This window comes from Ruegeria sp. AN6 (genome assembly GCF_056540425.1).
Map to the genome: position 1 here is coordinate 1 of NZ_JBQFWR010000057.1, position 511 is coordinate 511.

Sequence of the window (511 nt, forward strand, 5' to 3'; positions counted from 1 at the left end):
GGCAGCTCAACATCCCGTGTCGCATTCCTATCATAGGCGAGCGTCTGGTGCATTTTGGAGGCCCGGTCGAGATGTCGCGTGGCTTTGTTCTGCATAGCTCCGACTACGATGCGAACCTGCATTCGATGCAGATTTCGGATGACTTCAGCATGACGGCCACGCTGGATGTGCTGGAGGATATGGCCGCTGGGCGTGGCCCGCTGAACGCGATGCTGACGCTGGGCTATTCCGGCTGGGGCCCCGGCCAACTGGAGGATGAGATCGCGATGAATGGCTGGCTGACGGCGGATGCATCCTCGGAGTTGGTGTTCGATGTGCCCGATGACGACAAATGGGAAAAGGCCCTGGCTACGCTGGGTGTCGACCCGCTGACCCTATCGGCCAGCGCAGGCCGTGCCTAGCTAACTGTCGCGCGGCGCGGCGGCGCGGCGTAGACGGTCATTGATCGCAGCCCCCAGCCCATGATCGGGGGTCGGTGAGACGGCGGTCGGACGTCCGGTTTCATTCAGGC

The 511-nt window shown here is 62.8% G+C and carries 2 protein-coding genes; one reads left to right on the forward strand and one right to left on the reverse strand.

Annotated features, from left to right (window positions below; genetic code table 11):
• Nucleotides 1–401: YqgE/AlgH family protein (locus ACR0MQ_RS23015; RefSeq protein ID WP_480611312.1), on the forward strand; the 401-nt coding region annotated here is incomplete at its 5' end.
• Here ACR0MQ_RS23015 and ACR0MQ_RS23020 read toward each other — a convergent pair.
• The coding region (locus ACR0MQ_RS23020; RefSeq protein ID WP_480611315.1) for a Sua5 family C-terminal domain-containing protein at nt 402–511 on the reverse strand (110 nt) is incomplete at its 5' end.